18 protein-coding genes and 1 tRNA gene are annotated in these 16,701 nt (G+C 67.7%); 17 read left to right on the top strand and 2 right to left on the bottom strand.

What is annotated here, in order from left to right; genetic code table 11:
* The first annotated feature begins 79 nt into the window (after positions 1 to 79).
* The 6 genes from yedE (at position 80) to disA (ending at position 6,696) form a co-directional block, all read left to right on the top strand.
* Positions 80 to 1,207, top strand: coding sequence for a YedE family putative selenium transporter (gene yedE / locus ACZ45O_RS12905; RefSeq protein WP_464853516.1), 1,128 nt, complete (start codon positions 80 to 82; stop codon positions 1,205 to 1,207).
* Positions 1,204 to 2,373 (top strand): aminotransferase class V-fold PLP-dependent enzyme, encoded by a 1,170-nt coding sequence (locus ACZ45O_RS12900; protein WP_464853515.1) that lies wholly within the window; start codon positions 1,204 to 1,206, stop codon positions 2,371 to 2,373. Before yedE ends, ACZ45O_RS12900 begins: the two co-directional genes overlap by 4 nt.
* A gap of 5 nt (positions 2,374 to 2,378) precedes the next feature.
* A complete protein-coding gene (locus ACZ45O_RS12895; RefSeq protein ID WP_464853513.1) occupies positions 2,379 to 2,597 on the top strand; it encodes a putative Se/S carrier protein in 219 nt (72 codons plus the stop codon).
* Positions 2,598 to 3,015: 418 nt separating this feature from the next.
* Positions 3,016 to 4,080 (top strand): bifunctional 3-deoxy-7-phosphoheptulonate synthase/chorismate mutase, encoded by a 1,065-nt coding sequence (locus tag ACZ45O_RS12890; RefSeq protein ID WP_464853512.1) that lies wholly within the window; start codon positions 3,016 to 3,018, stop codon positions 4,078 to 4,080.
* A 165-nt stretch (positions 4,081 to 4,245) separates the two neighbouring features.
* Complete coding sequence (gene radA / locus ACZ45O_RS12885) at positions 4,246 to 5,616, top strand: DNA repair protein RadA (RefSeq protein WP_464853511.1); 1,371 nt, start codon at positions 4,246 to 4,248, stop codon at positions 5,614 to 5,616.
* 24 nt (positions 5,617 to 5,640) lie between these two features.
* The gene (gene disA, locus ACZ45O_RS12880) at positions 5,641 to 6,696 is read left to right on the top strand and encodes a DNA integrity scanning diadenylate cyclase DisA (RefSeq protein ID WP_464853509.1); all 1,056 of its coding nucleotides are present in this window, start codon (positions 5,641 to 5,643) and stop codon (positions 6,694 to 6,696) included.
* 60 nt (positions 6,697 to 6,756) lie between these two features.
* Here disA and ACZ45O_RS12875 read toward each other — a convergent pair whose 3' ends face one another.
* Positions 6,757 to 7,155: a nucleoside triphosphate pyrophosphohydrolase family protein gene (locus ACZ45O_RS12875; RefSeq protein ID WP_464857751.1), complete on the bottom strand. Its 399-nt coding sequence runs from the start codon at positions 7,153 to 7,155 to the stop codon at positions 6,757 to 6,759.
* A 189-nt stretch (positions 7,156 to 7,344) separates the two neighbouring features.
* A tRNA-Ala gene (locus ACZ45O_RS12870) sits at positions 7,345 to 7,420 on the bottom strand.
* Positions 7,421 to 7,644: 224 nt separating this feature from the next.
* On the opposite strand from ACZ45O_RS12870, the gene ACZ45O_RS12865 reads away from it, so the two are divergent.
* The 11 genes from ACZ45O_RS12865 (at position 7,645) to ACZ45O_RS12815 (ending at position 16,471) form a co-directional block, all read left to right on the top strand.
* Positions 7,645 to 8,124: a CarD family transcriptional regulator gene (locus ACZ45O_RS12865; protein ID WP_464853507.1), complete on the top strand. Its 480-nt coding sequence runs from the start codon at positions 7,645 to 7,647 to the stop codon at positions 8,122 to 8,124.
* A gap of 136 nt (positions 8,125 to 8,260) precedes the next feature.
* Positions 8,261 to 9,367, top strand: a complete 1,107-nt coding sequence (locus ACZ45O_RS12860) for a PIN/TRAM domain-containing protein (RefSeq protein ID WP_464853506.1) — start codon at positions 8,261 to 8,263, stop codon at positions 9,365 to 9,367.
* Positions 9,364 to 10,065 carry a 2-C-methyl-D-erythritol 4-phosphate cytidylyltransferase gene (gene ispD, locus ACZ45O_RS12855; RefSeq protein WP_464853504.1) on the top strand — a complete coding sequence of 234 codons (702 nt, stop codon included), beginning with the start codon at positions 9,364 to 9,366 and terminating at the stop codon, positions 10,063 to 10,065. Before ACZ45O_RS12860 ends, ispD begins: the two co-directional genes overlap by 4 nt.
* A gap of 2 nt (positions 10,066 to 10,067) precedes the next feature.
* A complete protein-coding gene (gene ispF / locus ACZ45O_RS12850) occupies positions 10,068 to 10,541 on the top strand; it encodes a 2-C-methyl-D-erythritol 2,4-cyclodiphosphate synthase (protein WP_464857749.1) in 474 nt (157 codons plus the stop codon).
* Positions 10,542 to 10,917: 376 nt separating this feature from the next.
* Positions 10,918 to 11,610 carry a serine O-acetyltransferase gene (gene cysE, locus ACZ45O_RS12845; protein ID WP_464853503.1) on the top strand — a complete coding sequence of 231 codons (693 nt, stop codon included), beginning with the start codon at positions 10,918 to 10,920 and terminating at the stop codon, positions 11,608 to 11,610.
* A complete protein-coding gene (cysS, locus tag ACZ45O_RS12840; RefSeq protein WP_464857747.1) occupies positions 11,594 to 13,003 on the top strand; it encodes a cysteine--tRNA ligase in 1,410 nt (469 codons plus the stop codon). The genes cysE and cysS overlap by 17 nt, the downstream gene beginning before the upstream one ends.
* Positions 13,000 to 13,392, top strand: a complete 393-nt coding sequence (locus ACZ45O_RS12835; protein WP_464853501.1) for a Mini-ribonuclease 3 — start codon at positions 13,000 to 13,002, stop codon at positions 13,390 to 13,392. The genes cysS and ACZ45O_RS12835 overlap by 4 nt, the downstream gene beginning before the upstream one ends.
* Before the next feature lie 91 nt (positions 13,393 to 13,483).
* Entirely contained in the window at positions 13,484 to 14,335 is an 852-nt protein-coding gene (locus tag ACZ45O_RS12830; protein ID WP_464853500.1) for a thymidylate synthase, read from the top strand.
* Complete coding sequence (locus tag ACZ45O_RS12825; RefSeq protein WP_464853498.1) at positions 14,332 to 14,835, top strand: dihydrofolate reductase; 504 nt, start codon at positions 14,332 to 14,334, stop codon at positions 14,833 to 14,835. Before ACZ45O_RS12830 ends, ACZ45O_RS12825 begins: the two co-directional genes overlap by 4 nt.
* A 20-nt stretch (positions 14,836 to 14,855) precedes the next feature.
* Entirely contained in the window at positions 14,856 to 15,596 is a 741-nt protein-coding gene (gene rlmB, locus ACZ45O_RS12820) for a 23S rRNA (guanosine(2251)-2'-O)-methyltransferase RlmB (RefSeq protein WP_464853497.1), read from the top strand.
* A gap of 71 nt (positions 15,597 to 15,667) precedes the next feature.
* Positions 15,668 to 16,471: a VanW family protein gene (locus ACZ45O_RS12815; protein WP_464853495.1), complete on the top strand. Its 804-nt coding sequence runs from the start codon at positions 15,668 to 15,670 to the stop codon at positions 16,469 to 16,471.
* Positions 16,472 to 16,701 lie beyond the last annotated feature (230 nt).

Here is a 16,701-nt window from a genome sequence, read left to right as displayed (position 1 = left end):
CTGCCATGTCCCTGGAAGGAATTCAATGTCCAACGTCGAAGACCACTACCAATTATCACGTTAGGGAGGCGGAATAGTTGTGGCGTTGAATCGGTTCCTGGCAGGGAGGTGGGGCGTGACCCTCACCGGAATTGTGGTTGGTATCCTCGCGCCCGTATTGGTGAAGCTGGGCAACCCCGGGAACATGGGCGTGTGCGTCGCCTGTTTCACCCGCGACATCGCAGGCGCCCTGGGGCTGCACCGGGCGGCGGCCGTGCAGTACATCCGGCCCGAGATCATCGGCATGGTGCTGGGTGCGACCATCGCCGCGGTGAGCGCGGGCGAGTGGCGCGCCCGGGGCGGTGCCTCGCCGCTGGTGCGGTACATCATGGGCATCATCGCCGCCATCGGCGCACTGGTCTTCCTGGGCTGCCCGTGGCGGGCCTTCCTTCGCATCGGCGGCGGCGACTGGAACGCCATCGTGGGTATTCTCGGCTTCGCCGCGGGCATCTGGGCAGCGACCTTCTTCCTGCGCCGGGGTTACAGCCTCGGCAAGAGCCGGCCGATGGCGCCGGTCACCGGCTGGATCATGCCGGCGGCGATGGTCGGCCTCCTGGTGCTCCTGCTGGCGGCGCCGCTCTTCGGGCGCGACGCCGACGGGAACCCGGTCGGCCCGATCTTCTTCAGCGCCAGCGGCCCCGGCTCGCAGCACGCCGTCTGGTGGATCTCGCTCCTGGCTGCCCTGGTCATCGGTTTCCTGGGGCAGCGGAGCCGCTTCTGCTCGGTGGGGGCATTTCGAAATCTCTTCATGATCCGTGACAGCAAGCTGTTCGTGGGCGTCATTGCCCTGATCATATCCGCCGGCGTGACCAACCTGGCCCTGGGGCAGTTCAACCCCGGCTTCGCGGGCCAGCCCATCGCCCACACGGACGGGCTCTGGAACTTCATGGGCATGCTGCTGTCGGGCCTGGCCTTTGCGCTGGGCGGCGGCTGCCCCGGCCGTCAGCTCTTCCTGTCTGGCGAGGGCGACACCGACGCGGCCGTTTTCACCTTCGGCCTGCTGACCGGCGCTGCCATGGCGCACAACTTCAACCTGGCCAGCTCGGCCGCGGGCCCCTCGCCCTACGGTCCTGCGGCGGTGATCATCGGCCTGGTGATCGTGGTCATTCTGGGCTTTACCATGCGGGATGTGTCCGCGAGTGAAGACCAGTCCCGGTCTGCGGCATGAACAGAGACCTGATCTACCTGGACAACGCCGCCACCTCGTGGCCCAAGCCGGAGGCGGTAGGGCGGGCGATGGTCGCGTGCCTGGAGGACGAGGCCGGAAACCCCGGCCGCTCCGGGCACCGGCTTTCGCTGGCGGCCAGCCGGCGGGTCTACGCGGTGCGCGAGGCGGTGGCACAGCTCTTCGGGGCGCCTGATCCGTTGCGGGTGATCTTCACCCACAACGCCACCTTTGCCGTCAACCTGGCCCTGGGCGGCCTGCTCTCGCCCGGCGACCGGGTGGTCTGCACGGGCATGGAGCACAACGCGGTGATGCGGCCGCTCAGGGACCTGGAGGAGCTGGGCGTCGAGGTGGTGGTCGCCCCCTGCGACGCGACGGGCCGGCTGGACCTGGAGGCCTTCGCCCGGGTGGTGGCGGCGGGCCCGACTCGGATGGTGGCCCTGAACCATGCCAGCAACGTGACCGGCACGCTCTGCCCGGTGGCCGAGGCCGCCGAGCTGGCGCACCGGGCCGGCGCCCTGGTGCTGGTGGACGCGGCCCAGAGCGCGGGATCCGTCCCGATCGACATGGCGGCCATGGGGATCGACCTCCTGGCCTTCACGGGGCACAAGGGACTGCTGGGCCCCACCGGCACCGGCGGCCTGATCCTCGGCGAGCGGGTGAACGCGGCCGAGATGCGCCCCCTGGTGCAGGGGGGCACGGGTTCGCGGTCGGCCATGGAGCGGCAGCCGCCGGACCTGCCGGACCGGTTCGAGGCCGGCACGATCAACTTCGTGGGCATCGCCGGGCTCGGGGCGGGGCTGGAGGCCCTGGCCGACCTGGGCGGCCCAGAGGCGGTGGGCCGGTGGGAGCGGGAGCTGGCCCGGCAGCTGTGGGAGGGGCTCTCGGCCATCCCCGGAGTGCGGCTCTTCGGCACGGCCGACTTCAGCCAGCGGGTTGCGGTGGTCTCCTTCACCGTAGAGGGACGCACGGTATCGGAGGTCGGCGGCCGGCTGGACGACGAGTTCGGGATCCTCACGCGCGTGGGGCTTCACTGCGCGCCGGCGGCCCACAGGACCATCGGCACGTTCCCGACGGGAACGGTGCGGCTCTCGCCGGGTCCGTTCAACACCCCGGAGCAGATCGACCGCACGATCGCCGCCGTCCGGCGGATCGCCGAAGGGGCGTGACGGGCGTGGACTACGGCGTGGTGCTTTTCCACACGACCTCGATGGCCCTGAAGGCGGAGAAGGTGCTGAAGGCCGGGGGGCTGGCGGTCCGGCTCATCCCCACGCCGCGGCAGTTCTCCAGCGACTGCGGCTTCGCCCTGCGCCTTGCATGGGCGGACCGCGAGCGGGCGGAGGAGCTGCTGGCTGAGGGCGGGGTGGAGACAGCGGGGCTGCACCAGCTTTGAGCGCGCCCGGTCAGCGGATGCCGATTGCCGGACAAGCTTGAAGTTCCCTCTTGACGAGTCTGCCGAGAGCGGCTAGAATGAGCTTCAATATGAAACAGCGATGAAAGAGTAAAGTAGGCGGAAGGAAGGCCATTCAGGGAGGCGGCGCCGCAGACTGGAAGCGCCGCTATGGAGGTCCCCGCCGAAGTTCACTCCGGAGCTGCCAGCTGAACGGCCGCAGCGCTCCGCGGCCCAGTAGGCCCGGCCGGTTCTCCCACCGTTACGAGGGGGCGGTGTCGAAGAGGCTCACTCTTCCGCACCTGCAATCAGAGTGGGTCGCCGCATTCGGCGGCTCAGAAGGGTGGTACCACGGGAGTCGTGCTCTCGTCCCTTACCGGGGCGGGAGCATTTTTTATTCCAGTGAAGGAGGCGGATGAGCATGGTCGAAGGTCTGACTGCGAGGGCGAAGCGCGAGGTGACCGGACGGTTTGCAGGCCTTGGGCTGGGCTCAGGCCGCCCGGTGATCATCGCGGGGCCGTGCAGTGTGGAGAGCGAGGAGCAGATTGTCGCCGCCGCCAGGGCGGTGAAGGCCGCGGGCGCCACCGCCCTCAGGGGCGGCGCGTTCAAGCCCCGCACGTCGCCGCGCTCGTTCCAGGGACTGGGAGAGGAGGGGCTGCGGCTACTGGCCGTCGCCCGTGCAGAGACGGGGCTGCCGGTGGTGACCGAGGTCATGGACACCGCGCAGATCGATCTGGTGGCCGAGTATGCCGACGTGCTCCAGGTGGGCTCGCGCAACATGCAGAACTTCGCCCTGCTGAAGCAGGTGGGGCGGGCCGGCAAGCCGGTGATGCTGAAGCGGGGGCTGAGCGCCACCGTGGAGGAGTGGCTCTCCGCGGCCGAGTACATTCTCGACTCCGGCAACGACCAGGTGATCCTCTGTGAGCGGGGGATCCGGACGTTTGAGACGGCAACCCGCAACACCCTGGACCTGAGCTCTGCGATTGTCGCCCGGCAGCGCTCGGGGCTGCCGGTGATCATCGACCCCAGCCATGCTGCGGGCCGGCGGGACCTGATCCCGGCGCTTTCCCGCGCCGCCCTCGCAGCTGGGATGGACGGGCTGATGATCGAGGTGCACCCCGACCCCGACCATGCGCTCTCGGACGCGCAGCAGCAGCTGACCTTCGCCGAGTTCCGCCGGGTCATGGCCGATCTGGAACTGCTCCCGGCCACCGCCCTGGAGAGCATGGAGGCGTGCCGCGCAGAGATCGACCGGCTTGACCGGCGCATCCTGCAGCTGCTCCTGCGCCGCATGGAGGCGGTGCGTCAGGTGGGGAGAATCAAGGCCGCCGCCGGGCTGCCGGTCCTGCAGGAGGACCGGGAGCACGCCCTGCTCGACCGGCTGGTCGGCCTGGCCGGAGGCGAACTGGCCAGGGGGGACGTAGAGGCCATCTGGGGTGCGATCCTCGCCGCCTCCCGCCGGGAGCAGGAGTCTTTCCAGGGTTGACCCGATCCATACGTGGCTTTCGGGGCTGTTCTCCGGTCCGCTGTCGGACCGGCGGACAGCCCCTGTTCTTGAGGTCAGGATCCCGGATGCATCCCCGGTTGCAGGAGGGACCCGGTTCGGTTTCGAAACAAGACCCGGACTGAGGATGACGAGGAGGCCATGAGTGTGGCAAAGTCCAGGAGCGCCTTCTTCTGCCAGGAGTGCGGCTATGAATCGCCGCGGTGGATGGGGCGGTGTCCCGGCTGTGGCACCTGGAACAGCATGGTGGAGGAGCCCGCCGCCGGATCCGGCGGGCGCGGCTCGCTCTCGCCGGGCCTGGGCCAGGGTGAGCCGCCGGTGGCGATCGGTGAGGTGGAGACAGAGGACGCGCAGCGGCTGGTGACGGGCGTGGACGAACTGGACCGCGTGCTCGGGGGCGGCATCGTGCCGGGCTCCTTCGTGCTCGTGGGCGGAGACCCGGGCATCGGCAAGTCGACGATCCTGCTGCAGCTGGCCGCCCGGGTGGCCGAGCAGCACGGCTCCGTCCTCTACGTCTCGGGCGAGGAGTCCGCCCGGCAGATCCGGCTGCGGGCTGACCGCCTGGGCACCCTGCACCCGCGCCTTCTGGTACTGGCCGAAACCAACCTGGAGGCCATCGCGCACCACGCAGCGCAGGTAGCGCCCAGCCTGCTCATCGTCGACTCCATCCAGACGGTGTTCCGGCCCGACCTGCCTTCGGCCCCGGGCTCCGTGAGCCAGGTGCGGGAGTGCGCCGCCCAGCTGCTCAGGGTGGCGAAGGGGCAGAACATTGCCGTTTTCATCGTGGGACACGTCACGAAGGAGGGCTCTCTGGCCGGCCCGCGGGTGCTGGAGCACATCGTGGATACGGTGCTCTACTTCGAAGGGGACAGGCACGCCAGCTTCCGGATTCTGCGGGCGGTGAAGAACCGGTTCGGCTCGACCAATGAGATCGGCATCTTCGAGATGCGCGACACGGGGCTGGTGCCGGTGGGCAACGCCTCTCAGCTCTTCCTCTCGGAGCGGCCGCTGGAGGTGGCGGGCTCGGTGGTGCTCCCGGCGATGGAGGGAACCCGGCCGCTCCTGGTGGAGGTACAGGCCCTGGTGAGCGCGTCCACGTTCGTGACGCCGCGCCGGACCGCAGAGGGCATCGACCTCAACCGGCTGCAGCTGATCATCGCGGTCCTGGAGAAGCGGGTGGGCCTCCTGCTGGGAAACCACGACGCCTACGTGAAGGTGGCCGGCGGGGTGCGCCTGGCCGAACCGGCCATCGATCTGGCCCTCGCGGTGGCGCTGGCCTCCAGCTTCCGCGACCAGCCGCCCGACGCGCGCACGGTGGTCGTGGGGGAGGTGGGGCTGGCCGGCGAGGTGCGTGCGGTGTCCCGGATCGACCAGCGCATCCGGGAGGCCGAGAAGATGGGTTTTGACCGCATGGTATTACCGCAGGCCAACCTTCGTAGCCTATCCATTAGGACCGATCTGGAATTGGTTGGGGTGGAGACGGTGATGGAAGGGCTTGAGGCGGCCCTGAGCCGCTGACCCCGGCGCAGGGGAGGTGCGGGGATGGAGGACAGGGGCGGCTTCTGGCACGTTCTGCAGCAGCTCGCACCCGGCACCGCCCTGCGGGAGGGGCTGGAGTCCATCCTGCTGGCCAAGACCGGGTCGCTGATTGTGGTCGGCGATTCGCCGGAGGTCATGGCCCTGGTGGACGGCGGCTTCCGGCTGGACTGCGAGTTCACCCCCACGCGGCTGTACGAGCTGGCGAAGATGGACGGGGCGATCATCCTCACCCGCGATGCTCGGCGCATCCTCTACGCCAATGCCATGCTGGTACCCGACCCGTCCATCGTCAGCAGCGAGACCGGCACCCGGCACCGCACGGCGGAGCGGGTGGCCAGGCAGACCGGCGAACTGGTGATCTCGATCTCGCAGCGCCGGGACCTGATCACCCTTTACAAGGGGCCGGTGAAGTACATCCTGCGGGACTTCCCGGTGATCCTGGCCAAGGCGAACCAGGCCCTGCAGACCCTGGAGAAGTACAAGCTGGTCCGGGAGCAGGCGGTCGCCCGTCTCTCCGCCCTGGAGCTGGACGATATGGTGAGCGTGCTCGACGTGGCCCTGGTGGTGCAGCGCACGGAGATGGTGCTGCGCATCGGGGCCGAGATCGAGCGATACATCGCCGAGCTGGGCACCGAGGGGCGTTTGGTGGCGATGCAGCTGGAGGAGCTGATCGCGGGCGTGGCGGCGGAGGGGCTGCTGATCATCCGCGACTACGCGAGCTCCGACGACGCCGGCCACGCGGCGGCCCTGCGGGACCAGATGGCTGAGTGGCCGTTCGAGGAGCTGCAAGACCTCGGGGCGATCGCGCGCCTCCTGGGAGCAGGCGCCCTGGAGAGCCCCATCGGGCCCCGGGGCTACCGGCTGCTCCGGCGCATCCCCCGCCTGCCGGCCGCCGTCATCGAGAACCTGGTCGGCCGCTTCGGCAGGCTGCAGCGGGTGCTGAGCGCGACGCTGGAGGAGCTGGACGACGTGGAGGGCATCGGCGAGGTGCGGGCCCGCGCGATCCAGGAGGGGCTGCGCCGGCTGCGGGCGCAGTTCACCCTCGAGCGGCAGTTGTAAAGGCGACGAAAAAAGCCCGAGCATCCACGCTCGGGCCTCTTCTCATTATCACGCGGAGAATCAGTCGGCGAAGTTGTAGATTCCCAGGGCGGTCAGCTTCTTGTGCTCCTTCAGGAGCACGTCATACAGGTTGAGGTCGAACACATTGCAGAGCGCGGCGAGGTAGAACAGGTTGTTGCCCAACTCGGCTTCGAGCACCTCGCGGCAGTGGTCGCAGAGCTTGCCGTCCACATGATCCATGGAATGATCGCGAAGTTGCTCCAGCGTTGCGTCAGCGGGGTACCGCTGTCGGGTCGCGTGGATCTCCACACAGCCGCAGGAAGTCACCGATTTCGTGAGCGCCCGGTTCACGCGGGCGTTGGACTCCTGGTACTTCGCCATGATATCCAGCACGCTGCGGTGGCGGATGAGGTACTCGCTCACCGTATTCTGAAACTGGTCACACAGCAGGTCCTTCATCCACAGACTCACCTCTCAGTCCCGTCGCGGGTCAGGGGTGCGCAAAGCCGAAGCCGGTTGACGGATCCTGGCTTGGTTCTATTGTAGCAAAGGGACACGACAGGGACAAACGACACCATCTGGCAAACCCTGGCAGGCGCTCTGGCCGGCAATGCTTAAGGGCGGAGGGGCTTGCCTCCGCCCTCGGTTTGGTGGAGCTAAGGGGATTCGAACCCCTGACCTCGTGAGTGCGATTCACGCGCTCTCCCAACTGAGCTATAGCCCCGTTACGCATCCCATTGTACGGTGCGCCGCTGCAGGGCGTCAAGTCAAATCAGCGCTTATTTGTTCAGGCAACGGTTGTCAGATAGTTCACGCGAACATTGACATATGCAAACAGAGTATCATATAATTAAACTTTTCTTGACAAAGGTTGTGCGCGTCTGGTAAGCTCAGCACAGGTGGAGGTTTCCTCGTGAGTGGGGTGCGGGAGCAGGTGGGGGTGATGCGTTGTTCCAGGTGGGCGATAAGGTAGTCTACCCCATGCACGGCGCCGGCATCATTGAGGCGATTGAGGACCGAGAGGTGCTGGGGGAGCGGAAGCGCTATTACGTGCTGCGCCTGCCGGTTTCCGACATGCAGGTGCTGGTGCCCTGCGACAGCCCGCAGAGTACGGGGCTGCGCGAGGTCATGTCTGAGCAGGTCTTCCAGCAGGTGCTGGAGGTGCTGAGGTCCCGCACGGACCAGCCGGTGAAGAACTGGAACCACCGCTACCGCATGAACATGGAGAAAATCCGCAGCGGCGATATTTTCGCCCTGGCAGAGGTCGTCCGCACGCTTTCACAGAGAGACCGGGAGAAGGGGCTCTCTACCGGGGAACGCAAGATGCTGGACAACGCCCGGCAAATCCTCCTGTCCGAGATCGTGCTGATCAGAGACCTCGAGCTGGAGCAGGCCAGCTCACTCCTGGATCGCGTTCTCGCCCAGTGAGGCGGCGCCGGGTGTCCGGCGCCCCTTTTGTCATCGGACCAGGTCAGGGTGCGAACCTGCACCCTTTCTCATTCGTCCCATAAACAGGGGGGTGCTGTTCTGCAGCTGGCGCCTCCCAATTTGCAGAAGGGGGTGAATGGTGTTGAGAAAGAACCTGCGGATCGTGCTGACCGTCGCGGGCATCCTGAGCGGTTTCGGCTCGACATTTCTCTGGAGAGAAAGCGTCGCCTTGCTGCTCTCGGTTCCCGAGCACTGGGGGTTCACCCTGCTCTTCTTTGCTGTCGGCAGTCTTGTAGGCGGTCTGGTGGGGTTCGTGCTCTATCCATTCGTAACCTGGTTGGAAGGTCGGCTGGCTCGCACTTCATTCATAGACATCATACTCGGATTTGTTGGACTCATAAGCGGGCTGTTGATTGCGGCCCTCCTGGGTGTCTTCACGGGGAAGATTCCGCTGTTCGGCGGCGTGATTTCGGTTCTCAGCGCGGTGATCTTCGGCTACCTGGGCATGACGGTGACCACCCGCAAGCGGGAGGAGGTGGGCGAGGCCCTGGCCGCCATGTTCAGCCGGTCAGCGAGGAAGGAGCACGCGGCGGCCGCCCAGGCGAACAAGACCCAGGAATACCGGGGGATCAGCCGCCCCAAGATCCTCGACACCTCGGTCATCATCGACGGCCGCATTGCGGACATCGTCGAGGCCGGCTTCCTGGAGGGGCCGCTGGTCGTGCCGTCCGTCGTCCTCGAGGAACTGCGCCACATCGCGGACTCGCCGGATGTGCTGAAGCGCAACCGGGGCCGCCGCGGCCTCGACATCCTGAATCAGATTCAGAAGCAGTCGGATGCGGATGTGCGCATCTACGAAGGTGAGATCGACGCCGCCGAGGTGGACATCAAGCTGATCAAGCTGGCGCAGATGCTGGGCGGCGTGGTGGTCACCAACGACTTCAACCTGAACAAGGTCGCGGGGCTGCAGGGCGTGCAGGTGCTGAACATCAACGAGCTGGCCAATGCCCTGAAGCCGATCGTCCTGCCCGGGGAGGACATGACCGTCTCCGTGGTGAAAGACGGGAAGGAACCGGGCCAGGGCGTGGGCTACCTGGATGACGGCACCATGATCGTGGTGGACGGCGGCAAGCGCTACATCGGGGAGACGATCGAGGTGCTGGTCACGTCGGTCATCCAGACCGCGGCCGGCCGCATGATCTTTGCCAAGCCGAAGATGACGGTGGAGAAGGTGGCGCCGTGAGTATTGAGGCAGGCGGGCTGCAGGTGCCCGTCAGTGTGATCATCCCCGCGGCGGGATCGGGAAGGCGCATGGGGGGAGGAGCTGCCAAGCAGTTCCTCCCCCTCCGCGGCGAGCCGGTGCTGGTGCGCACCGTCCGGCTGTTCATCCGGTGCCCGCTGGTCGATGAGATCGTCATCGCCGCCGGCGACGTGGAGGCCACCCGGGCGCTGGTGGGCGACATGCCGAAGGTGGCGCGCATCGTGAAGGGGGGCGCCGAGCGGCAGGATTCGGTGTGGGCAGCCCTGCAGGCGGTCCACTCCCGGCCCCGCATCGTGGCGGTGCACGACGCCGCCCGGCCGCTGCTGACCCCCGACGTGCTGGAGGGGGTGCTGCGGGCCGCGGCCACCTGCCCGGCGCAGGTGGTCGCCGTGCCGGTGCAGGACACCATCAAGCAGGTGGGGCCGGACGGTGTGGTGGTGGCCACCCCCGACCGGGCGACGCTCTGGGCGGTGCAGACGCCTCAGGTCTTCTGGGCCGACGTTCTGGTGCGGGCCTTCCACCGGGCGATGGCCGACGGCTTCGTGGGCACCGATGACGCGTCGCTGGTGGAGCGCATCGGCGTTCCCGTCCGGGTCTACCGGGGCCGCCCGACCAACCTGAAGCTGACCACGCCCGGCGACTTCCGGGTGGCGGAGGCGCTGCTGGAGGGAGATGCGTGAACATGTTGATCGGTTTCGGCTACGACGTGCACCGGCTGGTCCCCGGGAGGCCGCTGGTGCTGGGCGGCGTGACGATTCCCAGCGAGCGGGGGCTGGAGGGCCACTCCGATGCGGATGTGGTGCTGCACGCCCTGATGGACGCCCTGTTGGGCGCCGCCGGCCTGGGCGACATCGGCCGGCACTTCCCCCCGACCGACCCGGCTTACGAGGGGGCCGACTCCCTGGAGCTGCTCCGCCGGGTGGTTGCCCTGCTGGCCGCGGAGGGGTACCGGCCCGTGAACTGCGACATCACCGTCGTGGCCGAGCGGCCGAAGATCGGCCCCCACGTGGAGGCGATGCGGGAGCGGATCAGCGCCGTGCTGGACGTGGAGCCGCGCCGGGTCAGCATAAAGGCCACGACCAACGAGCGCATGGGCTTTGTCGGCCGCGAGGAGGGGATGGCGGCCTACGCGGTGGCCCTCATCGCCGAGCGCTGATCCATCCACCGGCTTGACATATGGATGCGCCGGCTTGACATCTGGAAGGCTGCCCCGTAAAATCAGAGCAAACGTAAAGGCAGTGAACGGGAGAAGTACCTGCAGGAGCCTGCACAGAGAGCCACCGCCCAGGCTGGAAGCGGAGGACGGGCGAGCGCAGGGAAAATGCGCCCGGGAGCCGGGGTCCGAACGGGCGCGGCCGGTGCGCCGCGGCCGCTAGGCGCCCACGGAAGGCCACCGTTATCAGGCACAGGGTGTGCTGGCACCCGAAATGAGCGGGGCGCCTGTGTGCGCCCAATCAGAGTGGAACCGCGGGTAGTGCCCGCCTCTGGCCGAACAGAGGCGGGCATTCAGTTGTTCCGGGGGAGGGAGCGAGGTGCTGAAGCAGATTCGTCGGGACATTCAGGCTGTCATGGAGCGGGACCCGGCGGCGCGGTCCGTGCTGGAGGTGCTCCTCTGCTATCCGGGCCTCAAGGCGATCTGGGCCCACCGCGTGGCACACTGGCTCTGGCGGCGCAACTTCAAGCTGATGGCCCGTGTGATCTCGCAGATCTCCCGGTTCTTCACCCTGATTGAGATCCACCCCGGCGCGAAGATCGGGGAGGGCGTATTCATCGACCACGGCGCCGGCGTCGTCATCGGCGAGACGGCGGAGGTCGGCAACAACGTGACGATCTACCAGGGCGTGACCCTGGGCGGTACCGGGAAGGAGAAGGGCAAGCGGCACCCGACGATTCAGGACGGCGTGGTGATCGGCACCGGCGCCCGCATTCTGGGCTCGTTCACGGTGGGCGCCAACAGCCGGATCGGCGCCGGCGCGGTGGTGCTGCGGGAGGTTCCGCCCAACTCCACCGTGGTGGGCAACCCGGGGCGGGTCGTCGTGCAGAACGGCGTGCGCACGGACCAACTGGACATGATCCACATGCCCGACCCGGTGGCGAACATGTTCGACCAGATGCAGCGGCAGATCGACAAGCTGACCCAGCGCATCGAGCGGCTGGAGGAAGAGAACCGCGCGCTGCGCAGAGCACAGGAGGGTTTGGCTCATGGGCATCCGCATCTACAATGACCTGACCAGGAAGAAGGAGGACTTCGTCCCCATCGAGCCGGGCAAGGTCCGCTTCTACAACTGCGGGCCGACCGTCTACGACTTCTTTCACATCGGCAACGCCCGCAACTTCGTCGTATTCGACACCGTTCGCCGGTACCTGGAGTACCGGGGCTTCGAGGTGACCTTCGTCCAGAACTTCACCGACATCGACGACCGCATGATCAAGCGCGCCCGGGAGCGGGGAATCAGCGTCGCAGAACTGGCCGAGGAGATGATTGAGGCCTACTTTGCGGATGCCGGCGCCCTGGGAGTGCGCCGCGCCGACGTCCATCCCCGGGCCACCGAGCTCATCGACGAGCAAATCGCCATGATTCAGCAACTGATCGACAAGGGCCATGCCTACGTTGTCGAAGGCGGCGACGTGTATTTCCGGGTGACGACAAGTCCCGACTACGGCAAGCTGTCGCACAAGAATTTGGAGGAACTTGTCGCCGGGGCGTCGGAGCGGGTCGATCCGGACGACCGCAAGGAGCACCCGTTCGACTTCGCCCTGTGGAAGGGCCAGAAGCCCGGAGAGCCGGCCTGGCCGGCGCCGTGGGGAGCGGGCCGCCCCGGCTGGCACATCGAGTGCTCGGCCATGGCCCGGAAGTACCTGGGCGACACGATCGACATCCACGCCGGCGGGGAGGACCTCACCTTCCCGCACCACGAGAACGAGATCGCGCAGTCGGAGGCGGTGACGGGCAAGCCCTTCGCCCGGTACTGGATGCACAACGCCCACCTGATGATCGACGGCGCCAAGATGTCCAAGTCGCTGGGCAACTTCTTCACCGTGCGGGACATCCTGAAGCGCTACGACGGCGAAGTGATCCGCATGTTTTTGCTGTCGGCGCACTACCGGACCCAGCTCTCCTTCAGCGACCAGCTGGTGGATGACACCCGCCGGGCCCTGGAGCGGCTCTACAACACCGTCGCGAACCTGGAGCACCTGGCCCGCACGGCGCCCCGCGCCGAAATGAACGCGGAGGAGCAGGCGGAGTTCGCTGACCTCGCCACCGCGCGCGACCGGTTCATCGCCGCCATGGACGACGACTTCAACACGGCGGAGGGCCTGGCCGTCATCTTCGACCTGAGCCGGGAACTCAACAGCCGGGTGAAGCCCGGCGCCGCGAAGGAGTTGGCCGAGGGCGGCCTCGCCCTGCTCCGGGAGCTGGCCGGAGTGCTGGGCCTCCTGGAGCGGGAACAGGCGCAGGATGAGCTGGACGCCGAGATCGAGGCCTTGATCGCCGCCCGGCAGGAGGCCCGGAAGGCCCGCAACTTCGCGGAGGCCGACCGGATCCGCGACCAGCTGAAGGCCATGGGCATCATTCTTGAGGACACCCCGCAGGGCGTCAGGTGGAGGCGCGCATGAGGCTGGCGAACCCTCTCACCCTCCCGCCCCTGACCCTGGCCTACCTGGGCGACGCCCTGTACGAGGCCTTCGTGCGGGAACGGCTGCTGGAGCTGGGCCACGTGCGGGTGAACGACCTGCACCGGCACGCCCTGCGCTACGTGCGGGCAACGGCCCAGGCGGCCATCCTGGCCCACCTCATGCCCCAACTCAGCCAGCAGGAGCAGGACGTGGTGCGCCGGGGCCGCAATGCGAAGGGGCATGCGGCCCCGAAGTCCGCCGATCCGGCGGAGTACGCCGCCTCCACCGGCTTTGAGGCCCTGCTGGGTTACCTGCACCTGGCCGGCCAGCAGGAGCGGCTGGCCGAAATCCTGCAGGCTGCCGCCGCCTTTGTGGAGCGTGAGCCGTAGTCTGCCCTGATTCTGCACAGGCCCCCGGAGGAACCGGGGGCCTCTTCACGGAACTAGTAGGGGAAAGTTTACTGAGCGGGGGGTTGGGGGCTTGAACATCGAGATCCAATACCTGAATCTCTGCCGGGAGATCCTGGAGGAGAACGAGCAGGAGATTCGCGAGGGCCGCTGGACGCCCAACCGGACTGGCATGGGCACGGTGGGCGTTTTCGGGCGCATGCTGAAACACGATCTGGCGGAGGGGTTTCCCGCCCTGACCACCAAGAAGCTGTATTTCAACTCCGTGAAGGCGGAGCTGCTCTGGTTCCTGGCGGGCCGCACCGACCTGGAGTTTCTGCACGAGCGGGGCTGCCACATCTGGGACAAGGACGCCGCGCGCAACGGCGGCGTGCTCGGGCCCATCTACGGCAAGCAGTGGCGGGCCTGGGAGGGGGCCAACGGGAAGACGTACGACCAGATCGCCTGGGTTATCGACCAGATTCGACAGATCGCCGTCGATCCCGAGCGGCCCAATCCCAACTCCCGCCGCCTGATCGTGAACCCCTGGAACGTGGCCGACCTGGACGACATGGCTCTGCCGCCCTGCCACGGGCCCTTCCAGTTCCAAGTAAAGGACGGCAAGCTGCACCTGGCCCTGTGGCAGCGCAGCGCCGACCTGTTCCTGGGGGTGCCGTTCAACATCGCGAGCTACGCGCTGCTGATGCACATGGTGGCGCAGGTGACCGGGCTGCAGGTGGGCACGTTCACCCATTATCTGAACGACGTGCACATCTACCGCAACCTGGTGGATCAGGTGCGGCTGCAGCTCACCCGCGAGCCGTACCCGCTGCCGAAGCTCTGGCTGAACCCGGAAGTGAGGGAGATCGACCAGTTCACCATGGACGACATCAAGCTGGTGGACTACAAGCACCACCCGCCGATCCGCGGGGAGCTGTCGACATGATCATCCTCGTGGCGGCGATGGACCGCAACCGGGTGATCGGCCGCGATGGCCGCCTGCCCTGGCGCCTGCCGGCCGACATGCGCCACTTCCGCCGCACCACCATGGGCAAGGTGGTGGTGATGGGGCGGAAGACCTACGAGTCGATCGGCGGCCCGCTGAAGGGCCGGACCAACATCGTGCTGACCCGGGACCCGGACTTCCGGGCCCCCGGCTGCGAGGTGCGCCACAGCCTGGCCGAGGTGCTGCAGGATTCCCGGCCGCTGTATGTGATCGGCGGCGCCGATCTGTACCGGCAGCTTCTGCCGCACGCGGACGAGATGATCCTCACCCGCATCGACCACGACTTCGGGGGCGACGCCTTCTTTCCCGAGTGGGCGGAGGCGGAATGGGAGCTCATCGGGCGGACGGCGTACCCGCGGGATACGGCGAATCCGTACGACTTCGTGGTCGAACACTACCGCCGGGCGGCACATCCGCGCGGATCGGGGCGGGCAGACTGAACCCGAAGGAGACTGAGCCCGTGTCTGGACAGATCGAAGGACGGAACCCCGTGCTGGAGGCGCTGCGGTCCGGACGCACGATCAACCGGATCCTGGTGGCCAAAGGGGCCCGCGAGGGCTCGATCCGGGAGGTCGTGGCGCTGGCGCGGCGCCAGGGGATCATCGTGCAGGAGGTGGCCCGGGAGCGGCTGGACGCCATGGCCCGGGGCCGGAATCACCAGGGGGTTATCGCGCTCGCCGCTGCGCAACGCTACTACGACCTGGACGAGGTGCTGGAGCGGGCGGCCACCTCGGGCGAGGATGGCCTGCTCCTCGTCCTGGACGGCATCGAGGATCCGCAGAACCTGGGCTCGCTCCTGCGCACCGCCGACGCCGCAGGCGTGCACGGTGTGATCATTCCGGAGCGCCGGGCCGTGGGGCTGACCGAGACGGTGGCCAAGGTGTCTGCCGGCGCCGTGGAGTACGTGCCGGTGGCCCGGGTGACCAACATCGCCCGGACCCTGGATGCGCTAAAGGAGCGGGGCTACTGGGTGGTGGGCACCCACCAGGACGCCGATGACCTCTACTACGAAGCCCGGCTCACCGGGCCGCTGGCGGTGGTCATCGGCAGTGAAGGCAGGGGCATGAGCCGGCTGGTCGGCGAGAAGTGCGATTTCACGGTGCGCCTGCCCATGCTGGGCCACGTGACGTCGCTGAACGCCGCGGTGGCCGGGGCCATTCTGCTCTACGAGATTCGCCGCCAGCGCAGCGCCCAGGTCTGAGAAGAGGGGGAACAGCCATCCGCCGCCGCACGATCGCGGGCCGCCGGATCCGGGCGGCCCTGCTTCTGTTCGTGGCGCTGTGGGCTGCCTGCCCGGGGGCAGCCAGGCCCGCTGCTGCCCGGGAGCGGGCACCGGCCGCTCATGAGCACGTGCAAGCTCCTGCCCGGGAGCAGGGCTTTGTTCTCGCGCGGTTCCAGACGCCCATCGTGAACCTGGAGCCGGGGCGGGTGCGGAACGTCGCCCTGGCGGCCGCCCGCATCGACGGGACTGTGCTGCAGCCCGGCGAGGTCTTCTCGTTCAACCAGGTGGTCGGCCCGCGGGACCCCGCGCACGGCTGGGCGCTGGCGAATGAGATCTACCAGGGTGAGTACGTGCTGGGCTACGGCGGGGGCATCTGCCAGGTCACGTCGACGCTCTACAACGCCGTGCTGCTGGCCGGCCTCAAGGTGGAGGAGCGCTACCACCACGACCGCCCGCTGCAGTACGTGGGCCCCGGGCGCGACGCCACCGTGGTCTGGGGGCAGCTGGATTTCCGCTTCCGCAACAGCCTGGAGGGCCCGGTGCGGATCGTCGCCCGGGTGACGCCCGGGGACGTGCCGCGGGTGGAGGTGATCCTGCACAGCACCCGCCCTCCCGCCGGGGGGCCCATCCGGTTGGAGGAGGAGTACCTGCGCTTCCTGCCGCCGGATCTGGTGGAGGTGGCAGACCCGGGGCTCCCCCGGGGCCGGCGGGTGGTGGAGGATGAGGGGTATTTCGGCGTCGAGGTGCGCATATACCGGGTGACGGGCGACGGCCCGGATGCCCGGCGGGAGCTGGTCTCCCACGACGTCTACCTGCCCAAGCCCGGGCGGGTGCGCGTGGGCACCGGCGAATAAAAGGCGGGTGGCCGCGCGGCGGCCACCCGTTTGTGATAAGACAATATTTTAGCCAGCAAAAAGATAAAGGCGTTACCCACACCTATTCGACATCGCGAGAGAAAACCCTGCTGCGGTTCGCCGAAAAGTCAGGCTGACGGGGCAGTTTACCGGGCGTGTTGCCTTGACGTTATCTCGCGCCAACGAGTATAATCCGGGATAGGAGTGTCACAGACGGACAAGGGGTGAAA

The sequence above is a fragment of the Symbiobacterium turbinis genome (assembly GCF_055383075.1).
The sequence above is the reverse complement of the archived record's forward strand: the minus strand, read 5'-3'. Positions and strand labels throughout refer to the sequence as shown.

What these genes read in the sequence shown, in the direction of transcription:
- ACZ45O_RS12835 (WP_464853501.1), top strand. Translation starts at nt 13,000, where the DNA reads ATGAGGCTGGCGAACCCTCTCACCCTCCCGCCCCTGACCCTGGCCTAC.
- ACZ45O_RS12860 (WP_464853506.1), top strand. Translation starts at nt 8,261, where the DNA reads ATGGTGTTGAGAAAGAACCTGCGGATCGTGCTGACCGTCGCGGGCATC.
- disA (WP_464853509.1), top strand. Translation starts at nt 5,641, where the DNA reads ATGGAGGACAGGGGCGGCTTCTGGCACGTTCTGCAGCAGCTCGCACCC.
- ACZ45O_RS12890 (WP_464853512.1), top strand. Translation starts at nt 3,016, where the DNA reads ATGGTCGAAGGTCTGACTGCGAGGGCGAAGCGCGAGGTGACCGGACGG.
- ACZ45O_RS12875 (WP_464857751.1), bottom strand. Translation starts at nt 7,155, where the DNA reads ATGAAGGACCTGCTGTGTGACCAGTTTCAGAATACGGTGAGCGAGTAC.
- ispF (WP_464857749.1), top strand. Translation starts at nt 10,068, where the DNA reads ATGTTGATCGGTTTCGGCTACGACGTGCACCGGCTGGTCCCCGGGAGG.
- ACZ45O_RS12900 (WP_464853515.1), top strand. Translation starts at nt 1,204, where the DNA reads ATGAACAGAGACCTGATCTACCTGGACAACGCCGCCACCTCGTGGCCC.
- ACZ45O_RS12825 (WP_464853498.1), top strand. Translation starts at nt 14,332, where the DNA reads ATGATCATCCTCGTGGCGGCGATGGACCGCAACCGGGTGATCGGCCGC.